Raw genomic sequence first — 24,045 nt, 5'->3', positions numbered from 1 at the left:
CGTGGGGGCCGTCAGGCGAGGGCATGAGGTTGCGGGGGGTCGGCGCACCGGAAGCGTGGTGCGTGGTGGAAACTGTTTGGTGGATACGGACGTTGTGATGATGTCTGGTTCACCGATGAATGCCGGTGTGTGCAATCAGGGTTCGTCCTGCCCCACGGGCGGGTCTGTTTCGGTCAAGGGGAATCGCCCGTGAAGTTGTTTGCGAAGTTGTTCGGCAAGAGTGCACGTGAGGACAGCGGCAATCCGGCCACTGCCCGGCACCGTGCCCCGCGTCATGGAGACGCGGAGGGACAGGGGGGCGAGCGCCCCATGTTCCGGGACCAGGTGGCTGGTCAAGGTGGAGACATTTCGGGCGGACGGGGCGTGTCATCTGTTGACCCTGCCGGTCCCGGCCGCATAGGTTCCGGGGAACCGTCGAGCTCAGGCGCGGGCGGAGGATTCACCCCCGGCCCGTACGCATCCAACGCCCCCGCGGGGCAGCCGCGGCAGGAGGACCCGTCCATGGCCTTGGTGTGTACGAGGTGCGGGAACCGCAACGGCGAGGCGAGCCGGTTCTGCTCCAACTGCGGCGCGCCGCTGCGTGCCGGGGCGACGCCGGAGCGCGCGTCCGAGACGACGTCGACGATCTCCATCTCGGGCCTGGAGGCCTATGACGCGGAGGCGACGGGGCAGACCCTGTCTCCCGCGCTCTCCCCGGAGGCGCAGGCCGCCGTCGACGCGCTGCCGCTGGGCTCGGCGCTCCTCGTGGTGCGCCGCGGGCCGAACTCGGGCAGTCGTTTCCTGCTCGACGGGGAGCTGACCACGGCGGGGCGTCACCCGCAGAGCGACATCTTCCTCGACGACGTGACGGTGTCGCGTCGTCACGTGGAGTTCCGTCGCCTTCAGGACGGTTCCTTCACCGTCGCCGACGTGGGCAGCCTCAACGGCACGTACGTCAACCGGGAGCGCATCGACTCGGTCGCGCTGTCGAACGGCGACGAGGTGCAGATCGGTAAGTACCGGCTGGTCTTCTACGCGAGCCAGCGGAGCGTCGGCATCTGACCCACCACCCCCGGACCCGTCCGGGGGGACCCCCCTCAGGAAGGTCCATGCTTCAAACATCGAGCGGCGGTGTCGGCACCGGCACCGCCGCCGCGGACCGTCGGCTGATGAGCATCGGCACCGTGCTGAACACGCTGCGTGCCGAGTTCCCCGAGGTCACGATCTCCAAGATCCGTTTCCTGGAGTCCGAGGGGCTGATCGAGCCGCAGCGCACGCCGTCCGGCTACCGGAAGTTCAGTCCGGAGGACGTCGAGCGGCTCGGCCATGTCCTGAGAATGCAGCGGGACCACTATCTGCCGCTCAAGGTGATCCGCGAGCACCTGGAGGCGCTGGAGCGGGGCGAGCAGCCCCCTCTGCCCTCCCTGGGGCGCCAGCGCGACCCGGGCGGCACCGAGGGCCACGGAGAGGCCGAACGGCCGACTGCGGCCCGTGTGGGCCGCGACGAGCTGCTGGCGGTCGCGGAGATCGACGAGCGGCAGCTCGACGAGTGGGAGTCGTACGGGCTCCTGGCGCGCCTGCCGGACGGCGGGTACGACGCCGAGGCCGTCACGATCGCTTCGGTCGTCGTCGAGCTGGGGCGGTTCGGTATCGAGCCACGCCATCTGCGGGCCATGAAGGCCGCCGCCGACCGGGAGGCCGGTCTCGTCGACCAGGTCGTGGCGCCGCTGCGGCGGCACCGCAATCCGCAGACCAGGGCCCACGCGGAGGCCCGTACCAAAGAGCTCGCGGCACTCACGGGGAAGCTGCATTCGGCCCTCGTGCAGACTGCTCTCGGGGTCAGACTGCCCTGACCCGGCAGGCACCCGGGCCGAGGCCCGGCTGGTACTCGGCGGGTGCCCGACTACCCAAACCTGCCAGCCACGTCCTAGGGTTGCTGTGTGAACGAGCTCGACGTCGTAGGTGTCCGGGTCGAAATGCCCTCCAACCAGCCGATCGTGCTCCTGCGTGAAGTGGGAGGCGACCGGTACCTCCCCATCTGGATCGGACCAGGTGAGGCGACTGCCATCGCCTTCGCGCAGCAGGGCATGGCACCCGCACGGCCGCTGACCCACGACCTGTTCAAGGACGTGCTGGACGCGGTGGGCCAGGAGCTCTCCGAAGTGCGCATCACCGACCTGCGGGAAGGGGTGTTCTACGCCGAGCTGGTCTTCGCCAGCGGAGTGGAGGTGAGCGCGCGGCCGTCCGACGCCATAGCGCTGGCGCTGCGCACGGGAACGCCGATCTACGGAAGCGACGGTGTCCTCGACGACGCCGGGATCGCGATTCCGGACGAGCAGGAGGACGAGGTGGAGAAGTTCCGCGAGTTCCTCGACCAGATCTCGCCCGAGGACTTCGGCACCAACAGCCAGTGAACCGCTCTCAGCGGTCCGTTTCGGGCCATTCGACAAGCCTTTCCCCGTGTCGAGGCACGCGAAACCACTCTCAGGGTGATTATCACTCGGCGTGGCGAGTGTGGCGATCGTTGACGAGCCCCTGGTGACTGCCTACCGTCGAGAAGGCAGGTCAAGGACGGAGGTCGGCGTGAGAAGCAGCGGCGACGGTACGGCGGTGGGTGGTCCGTACCCGTTTCACAGCGCGGCCGATCACTCTCCGAAGCCGGTGGTGGTCCAGGGGAGCGGGGACGCGACGTTCGAGCATTCCGAGCAGATCGGGTATCGCGGTCCGACCGCGTGCGCGGCCGCGGGCATCACGTATCGCCAGCTCGACTACTGGGCCCGCACGGGCCTGGTCGAGCCGAGTGTGCGCGCCGCCGGTGGCTCCGGTACCCAGCGGCTCTACAGCTTCCGGGACGTCGTCGTCCTGAAGGTCGTCAAGCGGTTCCTCGACACCGGGGTATCGCTGCAGAACATCCGTACGACGGTCCAGCACCTGCGGGAGCGCGGGTTCCGTGACCTTGAGCGGATGACGCTGATGAGCGACGGCGCGACGGTCTACGAGTGCACGTCTCCCAGCGAGGTCCACGAGCTGTTGCAGGGTGGGCAGGGGGTCTTCGGGATCGCCGTGGGCGTGGTGTGGCGGGACGTCGAGGCCGCGCTCTCCCAGCTGCACGGGGAGCGGGTCGACACCGGTGAGACGCTGGTCGGCCACAACCCGGCCGATGAGCTGGCCAGGCGGCGCAACAAGGCGGTCTGAGCCGTCGGCGGGGGCGCTGTCGGCGGCGCGTTGTCAGTGGCGTAAGGCAGCATCAAAGATGTGAGAAGCGCGCCGACGATCCTGCATCTGGACATGGATGCCTTCTACGCGTCCGCCGAGCAGGCCGCGAAGCCGAGCCTGCGGGGGAAGGCCGTGGTGGTGGGCGGTCTGGGGCCGCGGGGTGTCGTGGCCACGGCCTCCTATGAGGCGCGGCGGTTCGGTGTGCACTCGGCGATGCCGATGGGGCAGGCGCGCCGTCTCGCGCCGAACGCCGCCTATCTCGTACCGCGCTTCGGGTTGTACCGCGAGATCAGCGAGCAGGTCATGGGGCTGCTGCGGGAGCTGTCGCCGCTGGTGGAGCCGCTCAGTCTGGACGAGGCCTTCGTGGATCTGGAGGCGGGTGGCGTCGCCGATGACGAGGCGTCGGCCAGGGCCGTGGGGGAGCGGTTGCGGGCGGACATCAAGGCGGTGACCGGGCTGACCGCGTCCGTGGGGCTCGCCGCGTCCAAGATGCTGGCGAAGATCGCCTCCGAGGAGGCGAAGCCGGACGGGCTCAGGCTCATAGCGCCGGGCACGGAGCGGGCGCTGCTGGGGCCGATGTCGGTGCGGACGCTGCCCGGGGTCGGGCCTGCCACCGGGGACCATCTGCGGCGGGCCGGGATCACCACCGTCGAGGAGATCGCCGAGGCCGGGGAGGACGAACTCGTACGGCTGCTCGGAAAGGCGCACGGCGGGTCGTTGTACGCGATGGCGCTGGCGCGCGACGAGCGGCCCGTGGTGGCGGAGCGGGACACCAAGTCGGTCAGTGTCGAGGACACCTATGACGTGGACATCCATGACCGGCTGCGGGTCAGGGGGGAGGTCGCCCGGCTCGCCGACCGGTGTGTGCAGCGGCTGCGGGCGGCGGGGCACTCGGGGCGGACCATCGTGCTGAAGGTGCGGCGGTTCGACTTCTCGACGCTGACGCGGTCCGAGACGTTGCGGGGGCCCACGGACGACCCCGGAGTGGTGCGGGAGGCCGCGGCGCGGCTGCTGGAGTCCGTGGACACCACGGGAGGGGTGCGGCTGCTGGGGGTGGGCGTCACGGGACTCGCCGACTACACCCAGGAGGACCTCTTCGCGCAGGCGGCGGCGGACGCGGAGGTGTCCGGTGAGGTCCAGACGGAGCCGGACAACGGTGGTGAGGCGGAAGGGGCGTCGCCCGGGGAGCCGGAGGCGGTGGGTGCTGAGGTGCCGGTGGGGCCGGTGGAGCGGCGTTGGGCGGCCGGGCTCGATGTGCGGCATGCCGAGTACGGGCACGGGTGGGTGCAGGGCAGCGGGCTGGGGCGGGTGACGGTGCGCTTCGAGACGCCGGGGTCCGAGCCGGGGCGGGTGCGGACGTTCCGTACGGATGATCCGCTGCTGGAGCCGGCGGAGCCGTTGCCACTGGTGGAGCGGCCGGGCCGTGCGGGGGAGCTGCCCGCTGTGGTCGAAGCGCCGTCCTGCGTCGAGGGTGAGGAGGTCGTCCCTGGGTGAGGGCTGCCGGGCGGGGACCGGTGGAGGAGCCGCCGGCGTGGGTCAGGACGGGTCCGCGCCCGCGATGTGGCCGAAGTCGTGGTCCGGGGGCGGGCGCTGCGGGAGCGTGGTGTCCAGGCCGTAGTGGTGGTAGAGCTGGAGTTCCTGGGCGGGGGAGAGGTGGCGGCCCACGCCGAAGTCCGGGGCGTCCTTGATCAGGTCGCGGTCGAACGGGATGCGCAGGGTGCCGTCGTCGACCAGTTCGCTCGGCTCCAGGGGGACGAAGGCGTCGCGGCTGAACAGGCCCGTGCGTATGGCCGCCCACTCCGGCGCGCCGGTGGCGTCGTCGAGATAGATCTCGTCGATCGTTCCGATCTTCGCCCCGTTGCGGTCGAACGCCTTGCGGCCGATCAGATTGCGCGGATCGATGTCGGTCTGCACGGGCCCTCCAGCTGATCGCGGGGTCGGATGTGGGCGTCACTCATCTTTGTCCGCTCGTACTCACTACGTAAGAGCACTTCGGGGCAGTCGGCCACTCGAGGGAACGGCTGAGGTCCGCGCTGGTAGGCTGGCGCTGGCTGCTGACCCCGTGCGGGAGAGCTCTCCGGGTCACGATTCCGGAGGCGCCGAAGGAGCAAATCCTCCCCGGAATCTCTCAGGCACACGTACCGCACGGACGAGGTCACTCTGGAAAGCAGGGCGGGCGTACGGGCGGGCACGTTCGAACCCCTTCCTCACCGACGGTGAAAGCCGGGACGGCGCCTTCGCGGGTGTCCCCCGGTGAAGCTCTCAGGTTGAGATGACAGAGGGGGAGGCCGTCCGGGTACCCGCGCCGTGGTACCCCTCGTAGGTCGCGCAGACCAGGAGGCCTCCGCAATGACTGCCACCAATCGCATCCCGCTCTCCGAGCTCGAACAGGGCATCCCCTTCGAGCAGCGGCACATCGGGCCCGATGCGGAAGCGCGGGCGAAGATGCTCGCCCAGGTCGGGTACGGCTCCCTCGACGAGCTGACGGCCGCCGCGGTGCCGGATGTGATCAAGAACGCCGAGGCGCTGAAGCTGCCCGGCGCCCGCTCCGAGGCCGAGGTGCTCGCCGAGCTGCGCTCGCTGGCCGACCGGAACCAGGTGCTCGACTCCATGATCGGGCTCGGGTACTACGGCACCTTCACGCCGCCCGTGATCCTGCGGAACGTCATGGAGAACCCCGCCTGGTACACCGCGTACACGCCGTACCAGCCCGAGATCTCCCAGGGCCGCCTCGAAGCGCTCCTGAACTTCCAGACCATGGTCGCCGAGCTGACCGGTCTGCCCACCTCCGGTGCCTCGCTGCTCGACGAGGGCACGGCCGCCGCCGAGGCCATGGCCCTGTCGCGGCGCATGGGCAAGGTCAAGGACGGCGTCTTCCTCGTCGACGCCGACGCGCTGCCGCAGACCATCGCCGTCATCCGGACCCGCGCCGAGCCGACCGGTGTCGAGGTCGTCGTCGCTGATCTGAGCACCGGTATTCCGGCCGAGGCCGCCGAGCGCGGTGTCGTGGGCGTCCTGCTGCAGTACCCCGGCGCCTCCGGTGCCGTACGCGACATCAAGTCGCTGATCGACGAGGCGCACGAACTGGGTGCCGTCGTCACGGTCGCCGCCGACCTGCTCGCGCTGACGCTGCTCACCTCGCCCGGCGAGCTGGGGGCGGACATCGCCGTCGGTACGACGCAGCGCTTCGGTGTGCCGATGGGCTTCGGCGGTCCGCACGCCGGTTACATGGCGGTGCGCGAGAAGTTCGCGCGCAGCCTGCCCGGGCGGCTCGTCGGCGTCTCCGTCGACGCCGACGGCAACAAGGCGTACCGCCTCGCGCTGCAGACCCGTGAGCAGCACATCCGCCGCGAAAAGGCCACCAGCAACATCTGCACCGCTCAGGTGCTGCTCGCCGTCATGGCCGGGATGTACGCCGTCTACCACGGCCCCGACGGGCTGAAGTCCATCGCGCGGCGCACCCACCGGTACGCGACGCTGCTCGCCGCGGGCCTGAAGGCGGGTGGCGTCGAGGTCGTCCACGGCGCGTACTTCGACACGCTGACCGTGCGTGTGCCCGGCAAGGCCGACGGAATCGTCTCCGCCGCCCGCGAGAACGGCGTCAACATCCGCCGGGTCGACGCCGACCACGTCTCGCTCGCCTGTGACGAGACCACCACCCGCCGCCAGCTGACCGCCGTGTGGGGCGCCTTCGGGGTCGAGGCCGACGTCGACGCGCTCGACGCCGAGGTCGCGGACACGCTGCCCGCGGACCTGCTGCGTACGGACGACTACCTCACGCACCCGGTCTTCCACCAGTACCGCTCCGAGACCTCGATGCTGCGCTACCTGCGCAGGCTCGCCGACCGGGACTACGCGCTCGACCGCGGCATGATCCCGCTGGGCTCCTGCACGATGAAGCTCAACGCGACCACCGAGATGGAGCCGGTCACCTGGCCCGAGTTCGGGCAGCTGCACCCCTTCGCCCCCGCCCAGCAGGCGCAGGGGTATCTGACGCTCATCCGTGAGCTGGAGGAGCGGCTCGCGGAGGTCACCGGGTACGACAAGGTCTCCCTCCAGCCCAACGCCGGGTCGCAGGGTGAGCTGGCCGGCCTCCTCGCCGTACGCGGCTACCACCGCGCCAACGGCGACGACCAGCGCACCGTCTGCCTCATCCCGTCCTCCGCGCACGGCACGAACGCGGCGAGCGCCGTCATGGCCGGCATGAAGGTCGTCGTCGTGAAGACCGCCGACGACGGCGAGATCGACGCCGAGGACCTGCGCGCCAAGATCGAGAAGCACCGCGACGAGCTGGCGGTGCTCATGATCACGTACCCCTCGACGCACGGTGTGTTCGAGGAGCACGTCGCCGACATCTGCGCGGAGGTGCACGAGGCCGGCGGCCAGGTCTATGTGGACGGCGCCAACCTCAACGCGCTGGTGGGGCTCGCCAAGCCCGGGCACTTCGGCGGCGACGTCTCGCACCTGAACCTGCACAAGACCTTCTGCATCCCGCACGGCGGCGGCGGTCCCGGTGTCGGCCCGGTCGGCGTGCGCGAGCACCTCGCGCCGTACCTGCCCAACCACCCGCTCCAGCCCGCCGCGGGCCCGAAGACCGGCGTCGGCCCGATCTCCGCCGCGCCGTGGGGCTCCGCCGGGATTCTGCCGATCTCCTGGTCGTACGTACGTCTGATGGGCGGCGAGGGGCTCAAGCGTGCCACCCAGGTCGCGGTGCTCTCCGCCAACTACATCGCCAAGCGCCTGGAGCCGCACTACCCGGTGCTGTACACCGGCCCCGCCGGGCTCGTCGCGCACGAGTGCATCGTCGACCTGCGGCCGATCAGCAAGGCGACCGGGGTCAGCGTCGACGACATCGCCAAGCGGCTCATCGACTACGGCTTCCACGCGCCGACCATGTCGTTCCCGGTCGCGGGGACGCTGATGATCGAGCCGACCGAGAGCGAGGACCTCGCCGAGATCGACCGGTTCTGCGACGCGATGATCGCCATCCGGCGGGAGATCGAGAAGGTCGGCTCGGGCGAGTGGGCCGCCGACGACAACCCGCTGCGGAACGCGCCGCACACCGCGGCCGCGCTCGGCGGTGAGTGGGAGCACGGCTACAGCCGTGAGGAGGCCGTCTTCCCGGCCGGGGTCGCCGCGGCGGACAAGTACTGGCCGCCGGTGCGCCGCATCGACCAGGCGTACGGCGACCGGAACCTCGTCTGCTCGTGCCCGCCGCTGGACGCGTACGAGGACTGATGACGGAGCCCGTGGGTCGCGGGCATGCCTCGGGGCCGGTGCGGAGAGTTCTCTCCGGGCCGGCCCCTCGTGTGTGATCCGTACTGCGGTGGTGCGGCGTGCGTGCGTTTGTGCGTCCGTGTCGGCGGCGGTCAGGCGGCCGTCATGACGTGGTCGGTGCCCAACGGTCGGTGCGGGGCGATGATCTGGCCGTCCGGCAGCAGCTCACCGGTGTCCTCGAAGAGCAGGACGCCGTTGCACAGCAGGCTCCAGCCCTGCTCCGGGTGGCTCGCCATGAGGAGCGCGGCTTCCCGGTCGGTGGAGTCGGCTGTCGGGCACGGTGGTTGGTGCTGGCACATGGAAGGGTTCTTTCGCTGCGGTGAGATGGTGGTGACGTCTGTGCTGCGGTTCGATGCGGTGGTCATAACCGCCCCCCGTTTGTAGTCGGTCCGTTCCCAGTGTTGCCCCACGGGAGTCAATCCGCAGGGATTTTGCAGCCTCGGTTCTTACTGCTTAATGACGTATCACCCGCCCGGGCGGTTCAGCTCAACTTCCCCGTCTCTTCGGGTGGTTCGGGGTGGCCCGACCGGGCTAGTCCACCTGGGTGGGGGCGTGCGCCAGGGCGCAGCGCCGTGCCCCGCGGCCGGGCGGCGGCGGGGCACGGGTGACCGGAGGGCGCGGTGGGTCAGGCGGGCGAGCCGAGCAGGGGCGCGGGCGACGCGGGTGTCAGGCGGTGGGTGAGGACGGGGAGCAACTCGGCGACGCGGTGCGGGCGGTGGGCCGCGATGCCGGGCGGGGCGGGGGCCAGGGGGACCAGCAGGTCGGTGGCGGCGAGGGGTGCTTCGGTGCCCTCGTCGGTGCAGTCGCCGTGCAGCCAGAGCGTCAGCATGTAGAGCTCGGGCACGGAGAGCAGCCGGGGCTGGCAGGGCATCGGCATGGCCTCGGCGTGCCGCAGGGCCCGTTCGGTGGAGGCGATGTAGGGGCCCTCGAAGAAGTGCGAGAAGGCCCAGCCGTCCGGCGTGAGCATCGTGTCGGCCGCGGCGAGGGTGCGCTCGCCGCCGCGGATCATGAAGCGCCAGCCGGCGAGGCGGGTGGACGACGCGCCATCGGGCGTGGCGCGGCCCAGCACATGGACGGGCAGCGGGAGTTCGGGCCGGACGGAACCCTGGGCGGCACGGAGGGCCGGGGTCCGGGCCTCGCGTACGGCGGTGGGGGAACCGAGTGCCGCGAGAACGCTGCGCAGGGCGGGCGCGGGGGCCGGGAGGACATGCAGCGGCATGGTGGGTCGCCTCTCTCATTCGACAGGCACAGTGGAGCGGGGGCAGGTGCGTGACGTCGCTGTCAGGCTCTGGGTCAGAGGGGGCGGGGGCCGGGGGACCGCGAGCGCCAACTCTCTGCCTAGATTGCGCAGTTTATATGAGAGGTGTTCGAGCGGTGTTTCGGCTAGACGTGCTCGATATTGCGGGCAAGGCGATATCGGGTCATACTTCTGAGGGCTTTATCCCGATTTCGGGCGGGCTCCGCATCCGTGACCTCGTATTGCGCGAGGCGAGCGGTCGGCCGATTCACGCCGGTGCTTTTCACCGGGTTCTGCGGGACGGAATCCTCACCGTGCCGCATGCCCGGTGAATGTGCCTCTCGCCAACTGTCCCCGAGCCTACTGCCCGGCGCGTCGCCGCGGGGCGTTATCGATCACATTGGCGGGGCATCATCCCCCGTACACAGCGGCCGGACCCTTGGCTGCCTGTCCGAGGAGGGACGCTTCGATGGGTGAGAAGGTCGTGGCGGGCGCGTTCGACCTGTCCGATCGCCACCAGTACCGAAAGAAGCTGCGGGCGTGTCTGACGGGGCTGCGGCGGCTGTTGGAGGAGGAGCGGTTCGACCGGCCCAGGAATCTGATGGGCATGGAGATCGAGTTGAATCTCGCCGGGCCCGACGGACTGCCGAGAATGTTGAATGCGCAGGTTCTGGAGCGCATCGCGAGCCAGGATTTCCAGACAGAACTCGGAATGTTCAATCTGGAAGTGAACATTGCCCCGCACCGGCTCGGTGGACGCGTTCTCGACCGGCTCGCCGAAGAAGTGCGCACCGGCCTCAACTACGCCCACAGAAAAGCCGGCGAGGTCGACGCGGGGATCGTCATGATCGGCATTCTGCCGACCCTGAACAGACAGGACATGGTCTCCGCCAACCTCTCCGACGTCGACCGCTACGCCCTGTTGAACGAGCAGATCGTGGCGGCGCGCGGGGAGCGCTTCGCCCTCGACATCGAGGGAGTCGAGCGGCTGACCTGCACGTCCGCCTCGATCGTGCCGGAAGCGGCCTGCACCTCGGTGCAACTGCATCTCCAGGTCACCCCGGGCCGGTTCGCCGACGTGTGGAACGCCGCGCAGGCTGTCGCCGCGGCGCAGGTCGCCGTGGGCGCCAACGCGCCGTTCCTCTTCGGGCGCGAGCTGTGGCGCGAGTCGCGGCCCCCGCTGTTCCTCCAGTCCACGGACACGCGGCCGCCCGAACTCCAAGCCCAGGGGGTGCGGCCCCGCACCTGGTTCGGGGAGCGGTGGATCACCGGGCCCCTGGAACTCTTCGAGGAGAATCTGCGCTACTTCCCGGCGCTGCTGCCCCTCATGGAGGCCGAGGACCCGCTGGGCGTCATCGACGCGGGCGGTGTGCCGCAGCTCGCCGAACTCGTCCTGCACAACGGCACCGTGTACCGATGGAACCGCCCGGTGTACGACATCGCCGACGGCGTCCCGCATCTGCGCGTGGAGAACCGCGTGCTGCCCGCGGGCCCCACCGTCACCGACGTCATCGCCAACGTGGCCTTCTACTACGGGCTCGTGCGGGCCCTCGCGGAGGAGGCGCGGCCCGTGTGGACCCGGCTGCCATTCGAGGCCGCCCGCGACAACTTCGACGTCGCGTGCCGGTACGGCATCGACGCCCGGCTGCGGTGGCCGCGGCGCGGCAGGCTCGGCGGCACGGGCGGCACCGTCGAGGTGCCCGCCGTCGATCTCGTACGCGATGAACTGCTGCCGCTGGCGGCCGCCGGGCTCGACGCGTGGGGTGTGGAGCCCGCCGACCGGGATCTGTACCTCGGGGTGATCGAGGAGCGGTGCCGGCGGCGGGTCAACGGCGCGTCATGGCAGGCCGCGACGTACCACGGCGCCGTGGACAGCGGGCTCTCCAGGGAGGCGGCGCTGGCCGCGACCACCAAGCGGTACTGCGAGCTGATGCACGAGGGTGAGCCGGTGCATACGTGGCCGGTGGGGCATCTGCGACCGGCGGTGCGGGTGTCACGCTGAGGCTGGGCAAGGGCTAGGCCTGAGGCTGTGCCTCTGCCTGGTCTGGGCCTGGCCAGGGTGATCTTCAGTCCCGGTTGTCCCCAGGAGGCGCGCGGTCGGGGGCCGGGCGCGGGTGTCCCGTGCTCATCGGGCAAGCTGTGACGTCCTCCCATCGCGGTGGTGCCCCCTGAGGCGGGTGGTACGAGGATGGGGGCCAGGCGGGATCACTCAACGGGAGGCGTCAGTGCAAGGGGAGCCGGGGCCGATGGACGGTTCTTGTCCGGCAAGCGGGCGGTCGCGGCGGATTCTGCGCGACGAGACGTTGCTCGTGCTGGCCCTCTCGCTCGGGGCGAGCGGGGTGTCCGCGCTGATCAGCTTTGTCGGATCGGTCACCAGGCCGGGGGGTCTGAAGGACCAGGCGGCGACGTTGAACGCGTCGGCGGCACCGGGGCGCCCGTGGCTCGATCTGGCGTGGCAGTTGTTCGGGATCGCCAGTGCGCTGGTGCCGGTCGCCCTGGTCGCGCACCTCCTGCTGAGGGAGGGGGCGGGCCTGCGGACGCTCGGCTTCGACCGGACGCGGGCGTGGCCCGACCTGGGGCGCGGCACGGCGATCGCCGCGGTCATCGGCAGCCTCGGCATCGCCTTCTACCTCGCGGCCCGCGGGTTCGGCTTCAACCTCACGGTGGTGCCGGAGGCGCTGCCGGACGTGTGGTGGAAGTACCCGGTCCTCGTGCTGTCCGCGGCGCAGAACGCGGTCCTGGAGGAAGTGATCGTCGTCGGCTACCTGCTGCGCAGATGCGGGCAGTTGGGGTGGACGCCGATGGCCGCGCTGGTGGGCAGTTCCGTGCTGCGCGGCTCCTACCACCTGTATCAGGGCATCGGCGGGTTCCTCGGAAACGTGGCGATGGGAGTGGTCTTCGTCCTGCTCTACCGCAGGTGGGGCCGGGTGGGCCCGCTGGTCGCGGCCCACACTCTGCTGGATGTCGGGGCGTTCGTCGGCTACGCGCTGCTCGCGGGGAAGGTGGGGTGGCTGCCCACGCCCTCTTGAGGGGGGCTTCGGGTCGGCTGTGGGGGGACGTACGCGTGTGGTTTCTCGTACGTCCCCACCGTGCCGTACGGGGGCGGCGGCGCCGTCAGGCGAAGAGTTCGCCCTCGATGACCGTGACCGCGCGGCCCGTCAGGAGGGTGCGGTCGCCGCGTACCTCCGTGCGGACCAGGCCGGTACGGGCCGAGGCCTGAAGGCCCGTCAGCGTGGTGCGGCCCAGGCGCTCGGACCAGAAGGGGGCGAGGGCGGTGTGCGCGCTGCCCGTGACGGGGTCCTCGTCGATGCCGACGCGGGGGAAGAAGCCGCGGGAGACGAAGTCGTAGTCGCGGGCGGGGTCCTCGGCCTGTGCCGTGGCGACGATGCCGCGCTTCGAGTAGCGCGCGAGGGCTTTGTGGTCGGGGGTGAGCGACCGAACCGTCTTCTCGTCGGCGAGCTCCACCAGCAGGTCGCCCAAGTGCCGCCCCGTGTCGTACGCGGCGAGCGGCTCGCTGCCCAGGGCCTCGGCGAGGCCGGCGGGGACCTCGGTGGCGGTGAGGGGGGCGGTGGGGAAGTCGAGGGTGAGGGTGCCGTCGTCGTGCGCGGTGGCGGTGAGGACGCCGCCGCGCGTGGCGAAGCGGACGGGGCCGGTGGCGGCGCCGGTGGTGTGCAGGACGTGGGCGGTGGCCAAAGTGGCGTGACCGCAGAGATCGACCTCGGCGGCCGGCGTGAACCAGCGCAGCGCCCAGTCCGCCGCGCCGCCCTCGGGGAGGCGGTGGGCGAACGCGGTCTCGGACTGGTTGACCTCCCTGGCCACGTGCTGGAGCCAGGTGCCGTCAGGGAAGGCGTCGAGGAGCAGGACGCCCGCCGGGTTGCCCCCGAAGGGGCGGTCGGTGAAGGCGTCGATGATGCGGATGCGGTGTGAAGTCGCCATGCCGTTGACCTTGCCAGGCCAGTGACCCGGGCCGGTAAGGCCAATTCCGGGTTGGTGGACTGATTGGGCGGCCTTATGAGTGGACTGATTGGCAGGGGGTCCGTCTCGGCGCCGCGTCCGCCGGGGGCGGGACCCGCCGTGCGGGCGGCAGCCGGTACTGGTCGCAGGACCGTGGCAGGTGGACCCCCGACGACCGCAGGTGGTGCAGGCGCGTGAGGTAGGCGGCACCCCGCATGAGGTGCCCGGCGATGTCCGCGGCGTGGCGGCCGTCCGGTTCGGCGAGCGCGGTGTCCCGCGTCCACTGGTTGAACGCCCCCATCGCGGGCCCGCACCAGATCTGCCAGTCGGACGAACGCCGTTGGTCTCCCGCGGTCGCCCACCGGGAGGCGTTGGCCAGGTACCAGCGGAAGACGAGAGCCATGCGGTGCTTGGGATCGGCGTCGGCGCGTGCGAGGCGGCCCGCGTCGTGCGTGCCGAGGTAGGCGCGGGTCTGCCGCCACACCTCCTCCACCGGCAGCCCGAGCACCCGTTCCTCCAGGTGCCGCCGCTGCTCCGCCGAGAGGTCGTCGAGGCTGTCGTGGTCGCGGTAGAGACGGTGGAGGAGCGCGGCGCGTCCGGCGAAGAGCGTGCCCCGGCCCAGGACCTGGACGGTGACGCCCTGCTCGAACATGTCGGCGGCGGGCGCCATCAGGCAGTCGGTCACGTCGGCCGTCGCCAGCAGGCGCTTGACGGCGTCGCCGGTGGCCGCCTCGACCGTGGCCTGGTTGACGGAGCCCGTGACCACGTACTCCGCTCCCAGGGCGAAGGCGGCGGCGACCGCGTGCGGTGTGCCGATCCCGCCGGCCGCGCCCACGCGCACGGCGGGCACGGCGGACACCACGGGCATCGACGTCCTGCTCCGCTCCTCGCCGATACGGTCGCGCAGGGCCAGGACCGCGGGCAGGACGACGGACAGGGCGCGCCGGTCGGTGTGTCCGCCCGAGTCCGCTTCGACCGTGACGTCGTCCGCCATCGGCACGGTCCGCGCCAGCTCCGCCTGCTCCACGGTGAGTGCCCCGAGCCGGAGCAGTTCGGTCACGAGTGCTTCCGGCGCCGGGCGCAGAAACATCTCGGCGGTCTGCGGGAGGGAGACCTTCGCCACGACCCGATGGGCGACGGTGACGCTTCCGTCCCGGCCCCGCCGCAGCCCGGTGGCCCGGTAGCGCACCAGGTCGGGGGTGAGCTGGACGAACGCGGAGGCCTCCACGCACCGCACCCGATGCCGCAGGCAGAGGTCGACGCACAGGCCCTCCAGGCGCGGCGCGGACGGAGTGTGGATCAGGTTGCAGGCGTACGGGGTGCCGGGCAGGTCACGGGCCAGGGTGCCGAGCGCCGCGTCCAGGCGGCCGGCGGAGAGCCCTGCGGCCCCGAACGAGGCCAGGTACCCGGCCCGGGCCAGGGCCCGCACCAGCTCCGTCCCTGCGATGCCACCGGCCATGGCCCCGGCCATGTAGTTGGCCTGTACGCCGTGGTGGGCGCGGAAGGCGGCCGGGCCCAGGCGGCCCGGGGGCAGCGGGGCGGCGGCCGCGAGCAGGGCCTGACCTCCGGCGGGCGGCCGCGCGGACAGCCGGACGGTGCCGCTGTCACCGATGACGTAGACCGGGTTCTCCAGGTCCGCGAGGATGGCGTAGGGATCTTGCCCCCGAAGCCGGGCCGGAGGATCTGTCACGGGCTGTGCCGGAGGACGTGCCGGAAGAAGGTTCATGGACGGTTCTCCTCGGCGGTGGCCCCCTCGGCGACCACCGCGATGTTTTCGAGGTGGCAGATCCGCAGGCCGTCGCGCCACAGGTCGCCGTCCGCGCGCAGCAGGACCCGGTCGGCGTCACGGTTGACGGCCGTGATGTGCAGCTCCGCCTGGACCTGTTCGTGGTGGCGCAGGATCTGGCCGCGGCAGGACCAGCGCAGCTCCTCGCCGACGGCGACGCGCAGCCGCGGTCCCCGCAGACCCGCGGTGACCGGTGTGTGCAGCGCGAAGGCGTGCAGGGCCTCGTAGAGCATCTGGACACCCGTGGATTCCGGCATCACGGGGTCGTGGGCGAAGTGCTGTGCGAAGTACCAGTCGTCGTCGCGCACCGATGTGGTGGACAGTACGTAGCCCCGGCCGTGACGGCCGCCGTCCGCCGCGATGGTGACGTCCTCCAGCAGGCACATGCGGCCCGTGCCCAGCCGGGCGTCGTCACGGGCGTCGAGGCGCAGCAGGTCCCGGTCGGGTACGGGGTGCCGGTGCAGCCACGGCCGGGACGCCGCACCGCCGTCCAGCCCCCGCTGCCGGTCAAGCAGGTCCCTGGTGAAGTATCCCTGGGTGGTCTCGGCAATATGGAAGTTCTCGCCGTGGGCGGCGAGTTCGACCTCGTACGACTGGAGGACGGCGCCGGGCAGCAGGGTGCTGGACCGCAGCGTCGCCCGCTGGCCGACGGTGGAGCCGCGCGCGTCGACCGGGCGCAGGAGCCGGGCCCGCCCTTCGAGGTTGCGGCACACGAAGTCCTGGTCGGGGAAGCGCGCGGTCGCGCCCTCGAAGGCCCCGAGCAGGTGGGCCGGCTGGAGGGCCATCTCCATCAGGGCCAGGGGCGGGGGCGGTGCTGTACCGCTCTCGCGGCAGTACCAGGGGTCCACGGGCATGTCGTACTCCGCGGCGCCCGTCGCCCCCCTGCCGTCGGCCCCGCCCCCGGGCGCGGTCCACACCACGCGGTCGACCATCAGCATGTCGCCGCGGGGCAGGCGCGGGCGGACCTTCGTGGCCGGTGGCGCCGCGGCGGACGGGGAGCCGGGCCGGGCCGGGGTGTCGCCCTCCGCGATCTCGGCCATGCCCGGTTCGCCGAGCAGGACGGGGCGGCGCGCCGACGACAGACGGCACGCGGCGGCACCGGCCACGGCGGTGCCCCCGTCGGGCGCGGCGCCCAGCACCGCCATCCCCACGGCCCGTACGCGCGCGACCGGTTGCCCGGCGGACGTCGTGACGTCGGCGTCGGCCACGAGCGCGGGGCGAGGGCGCAGCACCGACTCCCGTACCCGCACCGTCATCCGCAAGGGCGTGCCCGCGGGGACCCGGACGTCGGCCTGGAGCAGGGTGGGCCTCCCCGGCAGCGGGGCGACATGAGCGGCGGGTACGGCGAGATGCAGGCCCCGGTGCAGCACGAGGACCCGCACCGCCTCGTAACAGGCGTCCCACAGCTGTGCCGGGCCCATGGCGCCGCCGCACGCCGTGAACTCCGCGGTGAGCAGGCCCTGGCGCAGGGGGCCGCCGCGGGCGTCCAGGTGTGTCACCGCGTCCAGAACGCGTTCACTGCCCGCCGCGACCCTGTGGCGGGCCTCCACGTGTGACTGGTCGAAGGCCTCCCCGAACACGGCGGAGACCTCTCCCGAGGCCAGAGCGTCCAGTTGCCCGGCGTCGCACCGGTCGACCGTGGTCCGCGCCAGGGGCCGTACGTCGGGCGGGTACGGCGCTCCGGTGGGCACGGCGAGGTCGACGTCGCCGGCCGGCACCGACAGTTCGGCGATCGCGCGGCCGCCGTCGTGGACGTGGCAGACGAGGCCCGCCGCCAGGTCGGCAGCGACGGTCCGGACCGTCGGGGCGGCGGGGGGAGCGAGCACCGCCTGGTGCCAGACGAGCCGGTGGACGGCTTGGCCGACGGGCTCCGCCGCACGCCGCCGCAACTCGTCCAGGGCCGAGGCCAGCACCGCCTGGGCACGTCCGCGAGGGGATGGTGCCGACCGGGGCGGCGGCGCGGGGGGTGCGGGCCTGCGACGCTCCACCACCGCGTGATGGGCCCGGAGCACCGCGGCGTGCGCGTGCTGCAGCTGCCGCGCGAGGTCGTCGCGCCACGACGCGGGGTCCGCCGTGAGGGTGCCGGGGGCAGCGGCCGGGAGCGTGTGCGGACGCGTGGTCACGGGGTGCGTGGCGGCCGCCGCCGGTGAGGCGGTGGGGGCTTCCGGTGGTGTCCACAACGGGTGGCCGGTGAAGCCGATGCCGTCCGGGGCGGGGAAGGCCGGGCCGGGGGAGGCCGGGGCAGGCAAGGTCGGGGCAGGGGAAGCCGGGGCCGGGCGCGGGTCAGACATGGGACGCCCCCGCCTGCCGTGCGGGAGAGGCCAGCATGCGGGCGACTCGTGCCTCGGGGAGGCGCAGCATGCGCAGGCGTGTCCAGCGCTGGAGGACCGTGCCGCGGGTGTCGCAGGCGGTCATGGTGCAGAAGCCGTCCAGTGCGTTGAGTTCCTCGCTGCGCGCGACGATCACGAAGGGCTCGTCGTCGGGCAGGGGCGCGTACAACTCGACGCGTTCCACGCCCACCGGGGCGAAGCAGCCGCCGGGCGTGGGCAGAGCGGACCACATGACGCCGGCCGCCTGGAGCAGCAGGTCGGCCAGGCCGGGCGTGAACAGCCGACCGCTGAAGCTGCCCCGGGCGAGCGCGGGTTCCGCCATGCGGGCGAGCACGACCAGGCGGTCTTCTCCGTGCTCGACGACCGTGCGCAGACCGGTCAGGGACGGCCCGTGGAACAGGGTGCCGTCGCTGTAGGCCGGGTTGGTCCGGTCGCCGTCGATCCGGATGTCGTCGGGGAGGGGTGGCAACGCGACGGTCGGTGCTGTCGGCGGGGCGTCGGCGCAGGTGAACACCCCCGAGAAGCGGGGTGCCGCCCCGCCGGACGCGGTGTCCGGGTGGGTCGACACCGCGACGCTGGAGGCGTCCGGCCGCGGGGTGAGGGTCAGGTCCACGTGCGCGGGCTGCCCCCCGTCGAAGTACACGCCCCGGTTGATGACGACGTCATGGCACTCGACGACGGGCCGCCAGCCGCCGCAGATGTTCTCCACCGTGTGCAGGGACCACCCGACGACGGCCGTCATGGGCAGCAGCGGGTGCCCCCCGACGCGGTGGTCGACCAGCACCGGTTCCTCGGCGAGCCCGGTGATCCGGCGCCGTACGGTCACTCCGGCGGCGGGCAGCGGGGTGGCGACGTTGAGCAGGGGTTTCACCGGGCCGATGAGGGTGACGCCGTCGGCGGTGTGGCGCGGGTCCATCTGCTCCAGGAAGTACGAGGTGCCCTGCTCCCGGGTGAGGACCGGGACGCCCATCTCCTCGAACAAGTGGTGGACCCGGTCGGCCATGCCACCCCGCCACGGGCCCCAGGCGACGGGAGTGACGCGGCACGTGGGGTGGGTGGTCTTGAACGCGCAGGCGAAGCGGGTCACGGATTCGTTGGCCAGGGCGTAGTCGCTCTGCCGTACGTTGCCGCTCAGCCCGCTGACGGAGGAGAAGACGACCAGGTGCCGCAGCCGGTCCGGGTCGAGCGCCGTCAGGATGTGGCGCAGGCCGAGCAGCTTGGTGTCGACGACGGGGGCGATGCCGTTGGCCCGCATCTGCGACAGGGGGCGGTCGCCCAGCACGCCCGCGCCGTGCAGCACCCCGGTGACGCGGGGGGCGTACGGCGCCAGCGCCTTGGCGACGCCGTCGGGGTCGAGCAGGTCGGCGGTCACGTACTCGGCCCGCGCCCCGTGCTCGCGCAGCGTCCGCAGGGTGTCGTGCACCGCCCGCGCGGAGAGCACCCGCCGCACCTGCCGCTCGACGTCGTCGTCCGTCGCGGCGTCACTGTCCGTCGCGGCGTCGCCGTCCGTCCCGTGCGTCGCCGTGTGGGCGCGGAAGGACCGGCGCAACTCCTCCTCGCCGTCCACGTCGAGCGCCCAGAGCGGCTCGGGCTCCGTGAGCGGCGTACGGCCGAGCAGGAGGTAGGTGCAGCGGTGGCGGCGGGCGAGCGCGGTCGCACACCATGCGGTGATGCCCTGGCCGCCGCCCGTGACCAGCAGCACGTCGTCGTCGCTCAGTTCGTGGGTGGCCTCGGGGGCGGGCAGCAGGCTGTCGGGGCGGGAGGTCAGACGGGGCGTGACACGCCCCCTGGGGTGACCGTGCCCCACTTCGCGGACGGCGGTGGCGGGGTCGGTCAGTTCACCGACGAAGGCTTCGGCGAGGTCATGGGGCGCCAGGTCCGGTGCGAAGTCGAGCGCCCGGCAGAAGACGGGGGTCGCCTCCAGGGCCAGGCTCTTCACCAGGCCGCTCAGCCCCGCGGCGAGTGCCGCCGTGGTGTCGCCCTGGGACCCGGCGTAGCCGAGCGCCCCGTCGAGCTGCGTGACGGTCACGAACGCGCCGCGCCGCTCGCCCTGCGCCGTGGCCCGCAACGCGTACTGGGTGCGCTTGGCCACCAGGATGGCGTGCCTCAGCCGGGCGACAAGTGCCGTCTCGTCGGCGGGCGCCGAGCGGCTCACCGGGAGCAGACACAGATCGAGGCGGGACGGATCGCCGAGGGCCAGGCGCACACCCTCTTCAAGTGAGTCCTCGCTCCAGTCCGCCAGGCCGTGGCCGCCGTCCGCGACACCGCCATCCGCGACACCGGCGTCCGGCAGGGCGAGGCGACGCACGTCCCAGCCGTGGCGTACGAGCGTGTCGCTCAGCTGCGCCGACAACTCGCCGCCGTCGTCGAGTACGAGGGCCCGCGGCGAGGGGGCGAAGGCATCGACGACGCGGTCCGGCTCGGCGAGCGGGACCATCGTGACGTACGTGCGGTCCAGTGAGCCGCTGCCCGTGTGCCGCAGGGGCGAGCGGTCGGAGTGCAGTTCCTCGGCGAACATGGCGGCCAGCTCGCCGAGGGTGCGGGCCTCGGTGAAGCGGAACAGGTCCTCGCGTTTGATCGACGGGTACAGGCGCCACAGTTCCGCCCCGAGTTCGACCATCTTCAGCGAGTCCAGGCCCAGGTCCTCCTGGAGGAGGAGCCCGGAGTCGAGCATGCTCGGATCGTGGCCCGTCTTCTCCGCCATGACCGCCCGGCAGCGCTCAAGGATCTCCTCCTCACTGGAGGGCATCTCGACGGGCCTCTCCAGGCCTCCGCCCTGGCTTCCGCCCTGACCTCCTCCATGGCCTCCGTCCCGGCTCTCGTCCTCGGCGTCGAACAGCAGGGCGCCCAGGGCGGAACGGTCGCCGGACGGGTGTGACGTACCGCCCGCGCCGGATTCGCCGTACCGCGGCCCTTCTTGGGCCGGGACGTAGACGGCGCCGCTCTCCGGTGCGGGGAGGTCGGATGCGGACGTGCTCTCGTACGCGGGTGGCGGCGCCACTGGTGCGGGGTCGGCGGTGGTCGGGGACGGCTCGACGGGCAGGGGCTCGCCGCGCAGCAGTTCGGTGATGACGTCCGCGGCCCGCGTATGGGCCTCGGTCAGGGCCAGGCCGTGGCGGGCGACGGACTGAAGGCCCTCGCTCAGGCCGGGGTCGGCGGTGGGCCGGGCGGCCTGCATGCCCATGAGGTCGCACAGCCGGCGGGTGGTGGCCAGCTGGGTCTCCATGAACTGCGTGTGCGCCCGCAGATGCGCGACCGCCGCTCTTTCCAGCTCGTCGTCGGCCGTTGCTGCCGCTGCCGGTGTGGGCACGGTCGGCTCGTCCGCCGTGGCGGGGGCCGGCTGCGGAGGAGGGGCCGCCAGCCGGGAGAGCGCACGTTCATAGCGGGGGCGACAGGTGAGTTCGGCGAAGCGCGGCCCGTTGAGTTCGCGGGCCGCGGCGGACAGCGGTGGCTGTGCGGGAGCCGGTGCCGCGTAGCGGTTGATGTGCGACAGCGGCAGGCCCAGGACGGCCAGGCGTACGGCCGCCGTGAGCAGCGTCGTGCCGTCGGCCGGGTCGCCGGAGTCGCAGCTGATGACGTGGGCCTCGCGACCGTGGAGGATGCGCTCGGTCAGGCGGCTGAGCACCTGGCGCGGCCCGAACTCCACGAAGACCCGGGTGCCGTCGTCGTACATCTGCCGCACCCGGGCACAGAAGTCGACGGGAGCGAGCAACTGACGCGTCAGCGTGTCGCGGTTGCGCGCGGCGTCGGGTCCGTACTGGGCGCCCGCCGTATTGGCGTAGACGGTGATCCTCGGCTCGGCGAAGTCCACCGTCCGGCAGGCCTCGGCGAAGGGGGCGAGGGCGTGTTCGACGAGCGGCGTGTGGAAGGCGGCGGCCACCGGCAGCCACCGGGCGGCGACGCCCGCGCCGCGGCACGCGTCGAGGAACCGGCGCACGTCGTCGGTGGTGCCGCCGACGACGTGCTCGTCCGGAGCGTTGCGGTTGCAGACGCGCAGCCCCGGGTGCTCCGCGAGCAGCGCCTCCAGCTCGGGCTCCCCGGTGCGTACGGCGGCCATGGCGCCCGGGTCCTCGCACCCGTCCGCGGGGCGTAGGGCGCGGCCGCGCGCATGGGCGAGCGCGGTGAACCCGGCGTCGTCCAGGACACGGGCGGCCCACAACGCGGTCAGCTCGCCGAAGCTGTGCCCGAGCACGCCGTCGGGGGCGAACCCCAGCTCGGCGAGGAAGCCGTACTGGCCCCGGGAGAGCGCGCCGATGGCCGGCTGGGCGTACGCGGTACGGCACAGCATGGCCTCCGCGTCCGTGTCGTCTCCCGGCGGCGGGAAGACGGCGCGGGCGAGGGTGTCCTGGGGAGGGGAGACCATGTTCGCCTCGTCGAACGCCTCGCGCAGCGGCGGCACCGCCATCACCGAGGCCCGCCCCATGTTCACGTACTGACTGCCCTGCCCCGCGAAGAGAGCGCCGACCTTGACGTGCGGCTCGGCGTGCCGCCGGTAGTGCAGGTCCGGGCCGCCCGCCCACGCCTCGCCCGCGAGGACCTTCTTCAGCGCCCGCGCGGCCTGCGCCCTCAGCGCGTCGCAGTGGGCGTCGTCGACGGCGACGAATCCCAGGCGCGCGTGGTCGGCGGGGACGGCCTCGTCGTCGGGAGCATCGCCGCGCTCCAGGCGCTCCAGCAGCCGCTGCGGGTCGGGCGCGTGCCACAGATACGCGCGCGGCGTCCGGTGCAGGACCTGCGGTCGTCCCGTACGGGTGGACGCGTGTTCCTCCAGCACGGCGTGGTAGTTGATGCCGCCGAACCCGAAGGCCGACACCCCGGCGCGGCGCACCGGCCGGGCCGGGTCGCGAATCCAGGGGCGGGAGGTGGTGTTGATGTACAGGGGGCTGTCCGGGTGGTCGGCCGGTTCGCGCGGGTGTTCCACATGCAGGGTGCCCGGCAGGACCCGCTGGTGCAGGGCGAGCGCCGCCTTGATGAGCCCGGCGGCTCCGGCGGCGGCCTTGGTGTGTCCGATCTGCGACTTCACGCTGCCCACGGCGACGCTGCGGCGGGGGGCGGAGTCGGCCAGGAGCCGGGTGAGCGCGGTCAGTTCGACCTCGTCGCCGGTGGCGGTGCCCGTGCCGTGGGCCTCGATGAGCTCCACGGTGGAGGGCGGGCAGTCCGCGTCGGCGTACGCCCGCCGCAGGGCCGTCAACTGGCCGTCGCCACAGGGGGCGTAGATGCTCTTGCCGCGGCCGTCGCTGGCGCTGCCCAGGCCTTTCAGTACGGCGTACACACGGTCGCCGTCCCGCTCCGCGTCCGGCAGCCGCTTGAGCGCCAGCATTCCGAGGCCCTCGCCGAGGAGCGTCCCGTCGGCCGCGGTGTCGAACGGCCGCACGCGCCCGCTGGGTGACAGGGCGGGTGTCTTGCTGAAGCAGAGGAACGACACAATGGAATTGTCGGCGTCGCAGCCGCCGGTGATCATTACATCGGCGCGGTGGGTGAGGAGTTCATCGACGGCGGCGCGCACCGCCGCCAGGGAACTGGCGCACGCCGCGTCCACGGTGTGATTCGCCGCCCGCAAATCAAGACGATTGGCGATGCGGCCCGCCACCACATTCCCCAGCGTGCCGGGAAAACTGTCTTCCGTCCAGGACGGGAGGGAAGCCAGGAAAGTCTCGTTGAAAGCCCGGATGGCGTCTTCGCCGTGGCCGAGATCCCGCAGGTTCTGGGAGACGGCGGGGGCGTACAGCCGGGCCGCCAACGGGATCAGCGTGGTGGACACGCCGGCCATCCCCAGGATGACTCCGGTGCGGTCGGGCGGATACCAGCCCTCACGCCCGCGCGCGGCGTCGGCCAGCGTGCCCCGGGCCACCGCCAGGCTCAGCAACTGGACCAGGCCGACGGAGTCGAGCGACTTCGGGGTCATGCCGAACGCGCGCGGATCGAAGGCCTGCGGAGAGATGAAGCCGCCGCGCCGCGCGTACGTCTTGTCCTCGGCCAGCGGATTCGGATCGAAGTGCTCCGCCGGGTCCCACCAGGCCGGGGGAACATCGGTGACAGCGTCCCGGCCGAAGGTGACATTGCTCCAGAATTCACTGATGTCATCGGCCTGCGGGAAAATACTTCCTAGGCCCACGATGGCGATCGGATAATCCGCCATGCGCTGAACGTACGCGCTGTCTGTCACTAGGCCCTCTCCATCGAAAGATTCCCTGCAAGGCGCTGCGGGGGGCGAGCCTAGAGGATGGGGTGACGAAATCGGAAAGCGGCCTGAAAAAGAAATAAGAATG

Annotated in this window: 15 protein-coding genes and 1 riboswitch; of the genes, 8 read left to right on the top strand and 7 right to left on the bottom strand. The window is 72.1% G+C overall.

The annotated features are described in order from the left end of the window. Positions 1-72: 72 nt before the first annotated feature. The 5 genes from J2N69_RS04890 (at position 73) to J2N69_RS04870 (ending at position 4,689) form a co-directional block, all read left to right on the top strand. On the top strand, positions 73-1,041 hold the full coding sequence (locus tag J2N69_RS04890; protein WP_230904583.1) for an FHA domain-containing protein: 969 nt from the start codon (positions 73-75) through the stop codon (positions 1,039-1,041). Between the two features lie 47 nt (positions 1,042-1,088). After that, complete coding sequence (ftsR, locus tag J2N69_RS04885; protein WP_230899641.1) at positions 1,089-1,832, top strand: transcriptional regulator FtsR; 744 nt, start codon at positions 1,089-1,091, stop codon at positions 1,830-1,832. An 87-nt stretch (positions 1,833-1,919) separates the two neighbouring features. Then, positions 1,920-2,393 (top strand): bifunctional nuclease family protein, encoded by a 474-nt coding sequence (locus tag J2N69_RS04880; RefSeq protein WP_067272821.1) that lies wholly within the window; start codon positions 1,920-1,922, stop codon positions 2,391-2,393. A gap of 169 nt (positions 2,394-2,562) precedes the next feature. Further along, complete coding sequence (locus J2N69_RS04875; RefSeq protein ID WP_127912519.1) at positions 2,563-3,174, top strand: MerR family transcriptional regulator; 612 nt, start codon at positions 2,563-2,565, stop codon at positions 3,172-3,174. 60 nt (positions 3,175-3,234) lie between these two features. After that, complete coding sequence (locus J2N69_RS04870) at positions 3,235-4,689, top strand: DNA polymerase IV (protein WP_230899640.1); 1,455 nt, start codon at positions 3,235-3,237, stop codon at positions 4,687-4,689. A 42-nt stretch (positions 4,690-4,731) separates the two neighbouring features. On the opposite strand, the gene J2N69_RS04865 is transcribed toward J2N69_RS04870, so the two are convergent. Beyond that, positions 4,732-5,109, bottom strand: coding sequence for a PRC-barrel domain-containing protein (locus tag J2N69_RS04865; protein WP_230899639.1), 378 nt, complete (start codon positions 5,107-5,109; stop codon positions 4,732-4,734). Between the two features lie 141 nt (positions 5,110-5,250). Next, positions 5,251-5,349, top strand: a riboswitch (glycine riboswitch). Positions 5,350-5,544: 195 nt separating this feature from the next. On the opposite strand from J2N69_RS04865, the gene gcvP reads away from it, so the two are divergent. Continuing rightward, positions 5,545-8,433: an aminomethyl-transferring glycine dehydrogenase gene (gcvP, locus tag J2N69_RS04860; RefSeq protein ID WP_230899638.1), complete on the top strand. Its 2,889-nt coding sequence runs from the start codon at positions 5,545-5,547 to the stop codon at positions 8,431-8,433. A 131-nt stretch (positions 8,434-8,564) separates the two neighbouring features. Here gcvP and J2N69_RS04855 read toward each other — a convergent pair whose 3' ends face one another. Together J2N69_RS04855 and J2N69_RS04850 are read right to left on the bottom strand one after the other, a co-directional pair. Next, positions 8,565-8,771, bottom strand: a complete 207-nt coding sequence (locus tag J2N69_RS04855) for a DUF5999 family protein (RefSeq protein WP_330166797.1) — start codon at positions 8,769-8,771, stop codon at positions 8,565-8,567. Positions 8,772-9,097: 326 nt separating this feature from the next. Next, positions 9,098-9,691 (bottom strand): hypothetical protein, encoded by a 594-nt coding sequence (locus J2N69_RS04850; RefSeq protein ID WP_230899636.1) that lies wholly within the window; start codon positions 9,689-9,691, stop codon positions 9,098-9,100. A 487-nt stretch (positions 9,692-10,178) separates the two neighbouring features. Here J2N69_RS04850 and J2N69_RS04845 point away from each other — a divergent pair, with 487 nt between their 5' ends. Further along, the gene (locus J2N69_RS04845; RefSeq protein WP_230899635.1) at positions 10,179-11,711 is read left to right on the top strand and encodes a glutamate-cysteine ligase family protein; all 1,533 of its coding nucleotides are present in this window, start codon (positions 10,179-10,181) and stop codon (positions 11,709-11,711) included. Between the two features lie 244 nt (positions 11,712-11,955). Continuing rightward, positions 11,956-12,738 (top strand): CPBP family intramembrane glutamic endopeptidase, encoded by a 783-nt coding sequence (locus tag J2N69_RS04840; RefSeq protein ID WP_230899634.1) that lies wholly within the window; start codon positions 11,956-11,958, stop codon positions 12,736-12,738. An 85-nt stretch (positions 12,739-12,823) separates the two neighbouring features. On the opposite strand, the gene J2N69_RS04835 is transcribed toward J2N69_RS04840, so the two are convergent. The 4 genes from J2N69_RS04835 to J2N69_RS04820 all read right to left on the bottom strand — a co-directional run bounded on the left by J2N69_RS04835 (position 12,824) and on the right by J2N69_RS04820 (position 23,915). After that, positions 12,824-13,645, bottom strand: coding sequence for a PhzF family phenazine biosynthesis protein (locus J2N69_RS04835; protein WP_230899633.1), 822 nt, complete (start codon positions 13,643-13,645; stop codon positions 12,824-12,826). 73 nt (positions 13,646-13,718) lie between these two features. Then, positions 13,719-15,389, bottom strand: coding sequence for a PfaD family polyunsaturated fatty acid/polyketide biosynthesis protein (locus J2N69_RS04830; protein WP_408056671.1), 1,671 nt, complete (start codon positions 15,387-15,389; stop codon positions 13,719-13,721). Continuing rightward, positions 15,386-17,740 carry a hotdog family protein gene (locus J2N69_RS04825; RefSeq protein WP_230899631.1) on the bottom strand — a complete coding sequence of 785 codons (2,355 nt, stop codon included), beginning with the start codon at positions 17,738-17,740 and terminating at the stop codon, positions 15,386-15,388. The genes J2N69_RS04830 and J2N69_RS04825 overlap by 4 nt, the downstream gene beginning before the upstream one ends. Beyond that, positions 17,733-23,915, bottom strand: coding sequence for a type I polyketide synthase (locus J2N69_RS04820; protein WP_230899630.1), 6,183 nt, complete (start codon positions 23,913-23,915; stop codon positions 17,733-17,735). The genes J2N69_RS04825 and J2N69_RS04820 overlap by 8 nt, the downstream gene beginning before the upstream one ends. Positions 23,916-24,045 lie beyond the last annotated feature (130 nt).

Source organism: Streptomyces huasconensis (assembly GCF_021028635.1).
GTDB classification, from domain to species: domain Bacteria; phylum Actinomycetota; class Actinomycetes; order Streptomycetales; family Streptomycetaceae; genus Streptomyces; species Streptomyces huasconensis.
This window is presented reverse-complemented; position numbering and strand designations above follow the sequence as displayed.